This is a genomic window from Sutterella sp., assembly GCF_052272535.1.
GTDB lineage: Bacteria > Pseudomonadota > Gammaproteobacteria > Burkholderiales > Burkholderiaceae_F > Sutterella.
In genome coordinates this window covers 1-4683 of record NZ_DAVZJY010000188.1, presented here as the reverse complement: position 1 = coordinate 4683, position 4683 = coordinate 1, and the positions used below count along the sequence as shown (strand labels likewise).

The 4683-nt window shown below is 70.4% G+C and carries 6 protein-coding genes; 1 reads left to right on the top strand and 5 read right to left on the bottom strand.

Annotation, left to right across the window (positions count from 1 at the left end):
• Both ACT6Y9_RS08815 and ACT6Y9_RS08810 read right to left on the bottom strand, forming a co-directional pair.
• Positions 1–567 (bottom strand): LD-carboxypeptidase (locus tag ACT6Y9_RS08815; RefSeq protein ID WP_443744265.1); only part of this gene is annotated, 567 nt, incomplete at its 3' end.
• Between the two features lie 2 nt (positions 568–569).
• Positions 570–1526: a nucleoside deaminase gene (locus ACT6Y9_RS08810; RefSeq protein WP_443744264.1), complete on the bottom strand. Its 957-nt coding sequence runs from the start codon at positions 1524–1526 to the stop codon at positions 570–572.
• Between the two features lie 154 nt (positions 1527–1680).
• Between ACT6Y9_RS08810 and ACT6Y9_RS08805 the strand changes: the two genes are divergently transcribed.
• Positions 1681–2115, top strand: coding sequence for a hypothetical protein (locus ACT6Y9_RS08805; RefSeq protein ID WP_295479987.1), 435 nt, complete (start codon positions 1681–1683; stop codon positions 2113–2115).
• 88 nt (positions 2116–2203) lie between these two features.
• Here the strand turns inward: ACT6Y9_RS08805 and ACT6Y9_RS08800 are convergent, their stop codons facing one another.
• The 3 genes from ACT6Y9_RS08800 to ACT6Y9_RS08790 all read right to left on the bottom strand — a co-directional run bounded on the left by ACT6Y9_RS08800 (position 2204) and on the right by ACT6Y9_RS08790 (position 4637).
• On the bottom strand, positions 2204–2539 hold the full coding sequence (locus tag ACT6Y9_RS08800; RefSeq protein ID WP_295479989.1) for a helix-turn-helix transcriptional regulator: 336 nt from the start codon (positions 2537–2539) through the stop codon (positions 2204–2206).
• A complete protein-coding gene (locus ACT6Y9_RS08795) occupies positions 2539–3705 on the bottom strand; it encodes an iron-containing alcohol dehydrogenase (protein ID WP_443744263.1) in 1167 nt (388 codons plus the stop codon). Before ACT6Y9_RS08795 ends, ACT6Y9_RS08800 begins: the two co-directional genes overlap by 1 nt.
• A 107-nt stretch (positions 3706–3812) precedes the next feature.
• Positions 3813–4637 carry a TrmH family RNA methyltransferase gene (locus ACT6Y9_RS08790; RefSeq protein WP_443744262.1) on the bottom strand — a complete coding sequence of 275 codons (825 nt, stop codon included), beginning with the start codon at positions 4635–4637 and terminating at the stop codon, positions 3813–3815.
• Positions 4638–4683: the final 46 nt, after the last annotated feature.

Genomic DNA, 4683 nt, shown 5'->3' with positions numbered 1-4683 from the left:
GAGCGTGCCCGAAAAGTCGCCTTCCGGGACTGCGCCGAGCAATTCCGGCGCCGTACGCCAGACGAGCGGGCCCGGGTCGCCGCCGAAGACCACGGAGAAGCGCTCGACCGTGAAGTCGGGCGCGTCGATGAAGGAGGTCGCCATCGGGCCCTGCCAGGAGGGCCGCCCGGTGCGGGCGAGAAGCGCGAGGTTGAAGGCCGTGAAGTCGGAGAACCCCACCATCGGGGTCGCGGCGCGCCCGAGCGCCTCCCAGTCGAGGAAGGGCAGAATCCGCGTCATGCCGTAGCCGCCGCGGAGCGCCATCACGAGGTCCGCGTCCGTCTGCGTGAGGGCCGTCATGAAGTCTTCGGCGCGCCGCTCGTCCGTGCCCGCGAAGCGCCCGGCCTGCTCAAAGCACCCGCCCGTCAGGGTCGGAATCATGCCGAGCGCCTCAATGGCGGCGACGGCCGCCTCGCGCCGGTCGTGGTTGATCCTTCCCTCCTTGGTGAGCACCTGGTACGACGGGGCGGGAATCACCACCCGGCGACCGGCGAAGCGGGCGATGAGCGTCTTTTTGTCTTCACTCACGGTCAATTCTCCTTTTCTCGAGCATCCGATGCGTTGACTTCCTCACTCCTCGGGCGCCGCTCGGCGAAGAACGCCCGCACGAGCGCCTCACCCTCAGCCGCCATCAGGCCGCCCTCGATCACCGGACGGTGGTTGACGCCGGGGAGGTCAAAAAGCCTCAGCGCTCCTTCGAGCGCGCCGCGGCGGGCGTCGCCCGCGCCGTAGACGATCCGCGCGCAGCGGGCTTCGGAAATCGCGCCCGCGCACATCGGACAAGGCTCGAGCGTCACGTAGAGAGTCGTGCCGGCAAGTCGGTGATTCTCCCTTACGGCGGCGGCGCGCCGGAGCGCGAGCACCTCGGCGTGGGCCGTGGGGTCGCCGAGCGCGAGGGTTTCGTTCCCCGCGCGGGCGATGATCCGCCCTTCGGCCGCGACGACGGCGCCCACGGGCACTTCGCCGCGCGCGGCGGCGGCGCGCGCCTCCTCGAGGGCCGCCGTCATGCAGCGGCGGTCGACCTCGGGGTCCGCGGCGACGCCCTTCGGGGCGTTCACCGTGCGGTTGCGCGTCTGCAGCGACGCCTTCATGCGCGCGCGCCTGAGCGCCAGAATCTCGCGCGCGGCCTCGAGGTCGTCCTCGAGGCGCTTTTCCGAGACGCCCGGGAGGGGCTCGATGGCCGCGGTCCAGCAGTCCCCGGCGGCTTCAAGAAACCCCGCATCGCGCACGGCGGTGAGGAGCTCCTGCGCAGAGGCCGCGAGCCAGTCGCCCGGGCCGGCGAGGAACCGTTCAAGATGAGCCGTCACCCGCTCTTGCGCGAGCACCTCCCCGCGGGGAAGGCCCAGGGCCGCGGCGCCCGCGACGACGCGCAGGTCGGCGGGGTCGCGCTGCGCGAGGGAGGCGAGCGGGGAGCCGCGGCGGATGGAGAGCGCCGTGAAGCGCTCGATGTCGGCGATCGAATAGTCTCGGGGAATCCAGCTGTACATGGGGGCGTTGAGTGGGAGCAATGCTCGGGGAACCGTTTCCGGCATTCTACGAACCTCGGGCGCCGTCGCGCCGCCCTTCTATACTCTCTTGCCGACTTCGCGGCGCCCACCCTTGAGAAGCGCGCCGCTCCACCGCTCTAGAAGGAGATTCCTCTTGCGCCGCACGCTTCTTTCCGTTCTGCTCTCTGCGCCCATCCTTCTCGGAGCCGGCGCGGCGGCGGCCGCCTCATCCTCCTCCGCCGCCCCTGCGGCGCTCGCCGACTGCCTCTACAAGAACACCGGCACGGCCGAGCGCACGGTCTTCCTGCAATGGGCCTACGTCACGCTCGGGAAGACCGACGCCGCCAAAGCCGTGGCGGCCATTCCCTCGGCCAAGACGAAGCAGGTGGAGACCCAGGCGCAGACGGCGCTCACCAAGGTGGTCTTGAAGAGCTGCCCCAAGGAGGCGGTGAACGTGCTGCTCGCCGACCCGAGAAACGGCCTGCAGACGACGTTGGTCGCGCTCGCCGAGAAGCTCGTCGCGGCCGAGATCGAGAAGCGCACGACGCCGATCCTCAACCTGACGATCACGGATCTGCTACGCCGTTGACGCCCTCCCGGCGCGGCCGATTGAGAGGGCCGGGCGGCCGAGCCGCGCCGCCTCAGGGGGCTCCGCCCGCTCGGGGGGCGCAGTGCGCTCAGCGCGCAGCCTTCCCGGATTTCGAAGGTTTTGCGCTCTGCGCCTCAGTCCACTCGTCCCAGGCCTTCTGCATTTCGATCCAGGGCGCGGCGCCCGTGCCGAAGACCTGGCCGGCAACGGCCGCCATCGGGTCGGTCACGGGCGCTTCGCCCGCGAGCACGGCGTCGAGCTCGGCGGGCGTGAGGCCGAACCACTTCGCCGCGACGGCAAGGGGCGTGTCTTCGAGCACTTCAGCGAGGACCGCGCCCGGGTGATTGGGCGCCTGCGCACGGCCGCGGCCGGCCGCTCCCCGCGCGCCGCCGCGGGATCCCTTCGAGCGGTTTGCGCCCGCCATCACTGCGCCCCCGTGAGGATCGCCTCGACGTCGTCGGCGGCGAGGGGCTTCAAGTGGCCCACCGGCCCCTTGCGGCAGCAGTGGCGCGCGAGCGCTTCAATCGGGCAGTCCACGGCGCCCAGGGCCGCCATCGTGGTGGGCATGCCGAGGGTCTGCAGCCACCCGGTGAACTTCGCGATGCCGAGCGCGATCGTCGCGGCGTCCTCCACCTGGGGTTCAACCTCCATCACGCGCACGGCGAAGTCCACGAAGCGCTTGGGCGCGAAGTGCGACACGTAGCGCATCCAGGACGGAATCACCACTGCGAGGCCGCAGCCGTGGACGATGTGTTCGTTCCAACCCGAGATCTCATGCTCGATCGCGTGGCAGGCCCAGTCCTCCTCGCGCCCGAGACCGAAGCAGCCGCTGTGCGCGAACGTGCCGGCGAGGCCGATCTGGCACCAGGCGTCGTAGTCGGAGGGGTCGGAGAGGACCTTCGGCCCGAAGGCGATGATGGTGCGCATCGCCGCTTCGGCCTGGTGGTCCGTGTAGTCGGTCGCCGTCGTGTTCGTGAAGTAGCGCTCGAGGATGTGCGACAGCATGTCGGTGACGCCCGCGCCGATCTGCATCGCCGGCAGGGTCGAGAAGCGCGCCGGGTTGATGAACGCGGCCTTCGGGCGGATCGCCTCGGAGCCGATGCCCGCCTTCGTGCCGTGGTGCGTGATCACGGCGCGGATCGACTGCTCGGAGCCAGCGGCCGGAATCGTGAGGACGGCGAAGACGGGGAGCGCCTTCTCAACCGTCGCGCGCCCTTCGAAGAAGTCCCAACAGTCGCCCTCGTACTCGAGGCCCGCCGCCACGGCCTTCGCGGTGTCGATCACCGAGCCGCCGCCCACGGCGACCACGGCCTTCACGCCCTGGTCGCGCACCCAGTCGATCGTCTCGCGCACGAATCCCATGCGCGGGTTGGGCTGCACGCCGCCCATTTCGATCACGCAGAAGCCCGACTCCTCGAGGCTCTTCTCGACCGCATCGAGAATGCCGGTGCGGCGCGCGGAGCCGCCGCCGAAGAGAACGAGCACCTTGGCGGGTCGCCCGAGAATGCCGAGGGCGGTTTCACCCACCTTGAGTTCGGCGTCGCGGCCGAAGACGAGGCGTGTCGGATTGCAGTAGGAGAAGTTGAGCATGAGGCGGTGCCTCCTCGAAGGTTGAGTTGAGCTTCCAATGAGCTTCCCTTGTCGCCGGCGCGGCTCCTTGGGAGCTGAGACGCGCGCTCTAAGGCGGAGGCCCGTGACTAAAGTTTATCGGCGCCGCGCGCCAGACGGCGGCGGCTTGCGTCGAAGAGGCAGACCGCGGCGGCCGCGGCGACGTTGAGGGACTCCACGCCCGGGGCGATCGGAATCCAGTAGCGCTCGTCGGCGGCGGTGAGGGCCTCCTTGGAGAGCCCCGGCCACTCCGCGCCCATCATCCAGCAGACGGGTCCGCGGGCGGTGTAGTCCGGTGCGGTGAAGAGGTTCTCGCCCCCGCGGGCGTCCGCGGCGAGAAGCCGCCCCGCATACGCCTCGCGGAAGCGCCGCACGGAGCACCCTTCGATCAGGTTCACCGTGAAGTGCGCGCCCATGCCGGCGCGCAGCACGCGCGGCGTCCAGAGTCCGACGGTGCCCGGGCTCGCAACCACGGTCTTCACGCCCGAGGCGGCCGCGGTGCGGATGAGCGTTCCGGCGTTCCCCGCGTCCTGCACGCCGTCGAGGTAGAGCGCGTCCGTGCGCCCCCAGAGCTCGGGGCCGGGCGCGTCGGGCAGCGCGATCTCGCACATCACGCCCACGCCGTTCTCAACGGGCGAAACGGCGTCGTAGAGGCGCTTCGTGAGGAGAAAGGAGCACGCGTTCTTGGCGTCGGCCAGCCGGTCGGCGAGCGCCTGCGCCTCGTTCGTCGCGGCGCCCGAGCAAAGGATGACCGCATGCACCTTCACTTCCGGGTGCTCGAGCACGACCTGCAGCAGATGAATGCCTTCGAGGAGCGCGGAGCCTTCGCGTCGGATGCTCCGCGGGTCGTTGGCAAGCTTCTTCCAGCGCTTCACGCGCGGATTCGCTTCGCTTTCGATGTAGAGATGACTCACGGGAGGAGTTCCTGATGGGGTTGGCGGACGCCGGCCCGCCCGCCGC

Excerpts from the sequence above, each read along its gene's own strand:
- ACT6Y9_RS08795 (WP_443744263.1), bottom strand. The coding sequence starts at position 3,705 with ATGCTCAACTTCTCCTACTGCAATCCGACACGCCTCGTCTTCGGCCGC.
- ACT6Y9_RS08810 (WP_443744264.1), bottom strand. The coding sequence starts at position 1,526 with ATGTACAGCTGGATTCCCCGAGACTATTCGATCGCCGACATCGAGCGC.
- ACT6Y9_RS08800 (WP_295479989.1), bottom strand. The coding sequence starts at position 2,539 with ATGGCGGGCGCAAACCGCTCGAAGGGATCCCGCGGCGGCGCGCGGGGA.